Below are 4,837 nucleotides of genomic sequence, written 5' to 3' on the forward strand. Positions count from 1 at the left end.
TCAAATACGTTTCCGACCAGGTTACCGATTGCGACTTCTCCGGCTACGCCGACCTGACAGATGATGTGCTCACGTCAAAAGTGCCCACTGATCTGGTGGAGACAACGGTCAACTGGCTTGAAGAAACCCAAGAAAAGGCCCGTGAACACACTCCCCTCATCGACCTGACGCCGTATCCGCCGACACTGAGAACCGACACCTATCTTGAGACCACCGAATATGTCGAGTTCAACGGCAAGAAACTGCTGACTGTGGTCACGACTCCAGCGAACTGCCTGAAACAGACACCCGTTTATATACTCGGGAACACCGGCGGTTACGACCACCGAGGCGGACTCGGTCGCGAATCCGTCGAAGCTGCCAGAAAGCTTGCATTGGCCGGTGTCGCGTCGATCAGGTTCGACGATGAAAACACTGGAGACAGTTATCCTGACCTGCCCACAGGACAGGAAATTCTCTATTCGGAAGACTCCATTCAAAACCTTGAAAGGATCATCGATTTCGCCTGCAGCAAATTTGACGGGCCGCTGACGCTGGTTGGACGGTGCAGCAGTGCCTATGCGGCTTTTCATGCGGCTGCTCGCGACGAGCGCGTCAAACAACTGGTTCTGGTCAACCAACTCAAGTTCATCTGGGACAAAGACGTCCCGAACGAATTGAAGAACATGATGACGCGCTCAGGAGGCGAATACAAAAAACGGCTCGCAGACCCGCAGATTGTGCGGCGTATCCTGAAAGGAGATGTCGATCTTCTGGCAGCAGGTCTCGGGGTCAGCCGCGTTGTCTTGAAGCGGGTGTCGGAAAAGACAGCCGACTACTTTCCGAAAGTGACAAAATTCGGAAGGCTCAAGCTGGAAGCCCTGAACCTATTCAAGATTCTGAACGATAGAAATGTTCCCGTCCATTTCCTGTGCAGCATTGGCGATGGCAGTATCGAAGAACTCAAAGCCCATTTCGGACCGGATCTGCAGAAGATGCCTGCTTACCGGAACATCACCTATACAACGGTGGAAGATGCCGACCATCGCCTGATGCCCGTTCACGGCCGCAATGCCTTCATTGACCTGCTCGTGCGCACGTCCGAAAAACAGCAGCCTTCAACCCCGTCAAGCCAACAACCGAATGCCGCTTGAGAGGAACTGGCAAGGTTTCACCCGGCGGTGAAACCTTGCCGGCTGTTGAGCGCTGTAATCCTGCAATTCGGACGGTCTGCTTCAGCGTCGGAATTTGGATCGAGGCTAATCAACTTTTGCCGCGCCGGTGCAAGATGGAACCAGTCATCTTCCGGAACGTGGCTGTCGCAAGCGACATGCACTGATGTCAGCAGCCGGTCGGAGGTAATTGCCAACCGCCATTTCCCTGTTTCGTCCTGCTGCAATTCGCCCTGGATTTCACCAGATTGCGGATGATGGTCGGGCATATCTGGAAAATGAAAGGCATCGGCCAGAACTTCACCGGTTTCACTGTCCTGTAGGCGCACAACCGTGACATCATGAGACGGCGGTCCAAAGCGGTAGGCATAAGTGACGTCGAAGAAGGCTCCAATCAGGTCAACTGCATTCAGCTCATGTGCGCTGTGAGGCTCAAGAACAACCGTCTTTTGGCCAGATACCACCGGAACCCTGCCATCCTTCAGACAGCTTAGGCTGACTGTGACGGTTTTGGCTTCCGGCCGGTCGTTGATGACATGGATCGAAAGACCGTTCGTTCCCTCGTCAGTCAGACAGACCTGAAGCGGTCTGAACGCGCGTTTGAGAGCGTAATAAGCGGGCTTCGGCCGCCCCATCGCATCGATCAGCCCCCAGCCAGCGCCCAACGCAAGATCCTGAAAGGTCCAGACGAGTGCCCCGTGACAGGAAGATCCCTTGCGACGCCACTCCGCAAAGGTTTTTTCCATGACGTCACCGGTCACTGCTCGGCCAAGATCAAGATACCGGTCCGGATCACCATATCTCAGAGCCACCGGGTCAACGCCATAAAGCGTTTTCAGATAGTGGTCGCGAACGTCTTCAAAATCCCAGCCTGCACCCCGGTCTCGGGGAATACGGGCCTTCCAGCGCGGATCGTGCCCTGGCTTGGCGTTCAAGGCTTCATCGAGGCTTTTCTGCTGCGGAATGTTGGAAAAGGCCAGACACTCGGCGGCAAACCGCACATTCGCTCTCCGCGCATCTTCAAGAGGCCTCAGATAGGCTCCGACACCGTAATAGTGCGCGACACCTTCATTCGGTGAGAACGGCAAAACACCGCCATAGGGCGAATTCGGCGCATAGGGAACATCCGGGCGATGGGTCATGCCCAGTTGCGGCAGGAGTTCTTCGCATAACGGCCCCTTCCAGCGACTTTCCGGCAGGCCCATCATTGCGCCTTGCTGGTAGATTTCGCTGCCGCCGCAAAGAACCGCCAGGGATGGACAGCCCTGGCTTTCCGTCAATTGGTCGCGAATCTCGGCCTGTACTTCCTCGACAAACGCCTCGTCCTTCACCGGATAGTCATAATTGGCGAACTGGAAATCCTGCCAGACCAGAATGCCCAACTCGTCGCAGAGTTCAAAAAACGCACGAGTTTCATAAACCATGGTGCCGCCGATGCGCAGCATGTTCAAACCTGCATCGCGCGCCGCCTGAAGCAGCGGACGGTAGGTCTCCCTTTCACCGGACAGGTCCAAAAGATCCGCATTGGTCCAGACCGCACCACGGCAGAACACTGAAATGCCGTTCACCTTGAGACCAAATCCCTTGCCGTCCGGACCGTGATCAATCTCCAACCGCCGAAAACCGGTCTTGCCGAGGGAAAGGATCAGTCCGCCAACCGCCAATGTCACATCGTAGAGAGCCGGGTTCCCGTGTGTATGCGGCATCCAGGGCACAACACTTTCCGGCTGAAGCGTTGCCGAGAATGATCCATCATCCTGAGCGGACATTTCAATCGATGCACCCGCGCAGTGCAGCACCGGCACTTGGCTTGTGTTTTCAAGCGTTACGGCAACTGTCAGCGCAGCGCTGCCATCCGGTGCGAGATCGGCAAGAATGCGTTTTTCCGTCACCCGCACCGCGTCGGCCCGATACAGGCGGATTGGCCGGTAAGGGCCGACCGCGTGAATTTCCGGACACCAGCCAGGCATGTGTCCCAGAAGTGTCGTCCGGATCAGGCGCAGTCCTTGCGAGGTCGCCAATTGCGGCTTCCAGCGCGCTCTTGGTCCCTTGCCATTCAAATACGGCTCCAAGGACCGGAAACAGATCTGGATTCGGTTGCGATCGGCAAGGTCCACCGGCACATCGAATTTCCGGAACATGTTCCGGCTGCTGAGGATCTCGGTACCGTTCAGATAGACTTCCGCGACCGTTGCCAGCCCATCCATGCATAACCGGTAAGCACCCGGTTCTGCTTCAAACCAGGTCTCAAACCAAATGTCCCTGTCATGGAGCGGTTCCGGGTTTTCCGGATCATAACGGCCGGCCTCACTAAGGGCGGCGGCTGCCGTGCCCGGTACCTTGGCTGGAACAAAGTCCCAGGCATGATCGGAGGCCGCCGCTTCAAAAGCGCCTGGATCCGAGACTGCCAGTTTCCAACTAACCCGGGAAAGGTCGATCATTCAGGTACCGGTGGCGCTGACGATGGACATTCTGCCGGCGTCACTTTCTCCATAGTGACGCTCCAGAAGATCCATCAGAATGTCCCAGGCTTCGATGGCAGGAAGCAACCCTTCCTCCAGGCCCTGAAACTTCTTTCGCATGACGGCTCTGGCCAGCTTGAACTGTACCATCTTGCAGGTGGAGGAAATGGTTTTGGCGGCGGTAACACCATCTGTCAGTTCAGACCGCCCCTGCCTCACCAACCACTCCAGGTAGGTCGAAAACAACTCGAAATTGGCGCCGAGCTGGCGCAGGGTGTTGAAGGCATAAAGGTGAAAGAAGTCGAACTCGCGTTCGCTGACCTTTTCCACCTGCGCCGGAAACACTTTTGCAAACGCTGCCACAGGGTTGTCGGCAGGCCGCCGCTTCATGTGACGGCAAAGCAACGCTTCGGATGTGGCAAGGATTTCGTCAGGCGACGGCTTGTGCGTCGAGAACTTCACAAATTCCGTATAAGGCAGAAAGGCCACGGATTTTTGGTGATCTCCGCGCTGGAAGACGCCGTCAAAATCGTCACCTTCAAGGCGATGCAGACCAAGGCCATGAAAATACTCCATTACCTTGTTGTCGAAATCCATACGGTTGACGGCGATCGTGGTCTTGCCGTTCGTCTCGCGATACCCAACACCATGGGTGTCAGGCAGGAAGAAGCTGTCTACCTCGACCAGGGAAAGTCGGCCGCGCTCGATCTGTTGCTGAACGTGGTTCTCCACCCGGTCATAGATGGCAAGCTCCGTCACCTTCAGACCGTATAACGCTTCCAGGTCTTCCAGAGGCACCTTGAAGAAGGTGAACTGGTCGCCCTCGAAATCCTGTGTCACGGAATAAGCGAGACACGCCTCCGGTGGCAGACCAAGTGACGGCAATACCTCGATCCAGACATCAAGATAACAATTGGTCTCCGGCCAATCCCGGTCCTGGGCGTGAAGGGGACTGCGCAGATAGGTTTCCGCACGGAGGTGATCAAAGACAGCTTCACTCATTGAGCGCACGATCCTCTCAACCCCAAAGGATCGACTTGACGCCGTCAGGCCAGCGGGATGTTTCAAAACCATGATGGCGAAACAGCGCCAGCGCCAAGCGCTCGAGACCGAACCCGACACAAGCCGTGTGCGCCGGAGCGCCATCGGCCTGCCGGATGTTCCAGGCCTTGCCGAAATTATCCATATGGTAATTGAAGCTCATGCAGGCGGTCGGATTTGCCT

3 protein-coding genes and 1 pseudogene are annotated in these 4,837 nt (G+C 56.3%); 1 reads left to right on the forward strand and 3 read right to left on the reverse strand.

Annotation, left to right across the window (positions count from 1 at the left end; translation table 11 throughout):
• A partial coding sequence (locus tag K5905_RS27540; RefSeq protein WP_297590304.1) for a hypothetical protein occupies positions 1 to 1,133 on the forward strand: 1,133 nt, incomplete at its 5' end.
• 17 nt (positions 1,134 to 1,150) lie between these two features.
• Here the strand turns inward: K5905_RS27540 and K5905_RS27545 are convergent.
• From K5905_RS27545 to K5905_RS27555, 3 genes and pseudogenes are all read right to left on the reverse strand, one after another.
• Complete coding sequence (locus K5905_RS27545) at positions 1,151 to 3,592, reverse strand: glycoside hydrolase family 2 protein (protein ID WP_297590306.1); 2,442 nt, start codon at positions 3,590 to 3,592, stop codon at positions 1,151 to 1,153.
• Positions 3,593 to 4,615, reverse strand: coding sequence for a DUF1839 family protein (locus K5905_RS27550; RefSeq protein ID WP_297590308.1), 1,023 nt, complete (start codon positions 4,613 to 4,615; stop codon positions 3,593 to 3,595).
• 16 nt (positions 4,616 to 4,631) lie between these two features.
• Positions 4,632 to 4,837 (reverse strand): annotated as a pseudogene (locus K5905_RS27555) (hypothetical protein); the annotation flags it as partial.

Source organism: Roseibium sp. (genome assembly GCF_025698965.1).
Classification (GTDB): domain Bacteria; phylum Pseudomonadota; class Alphaproteobacteria; order Rhizobiales; family Stappiaceae; genus Roseibium.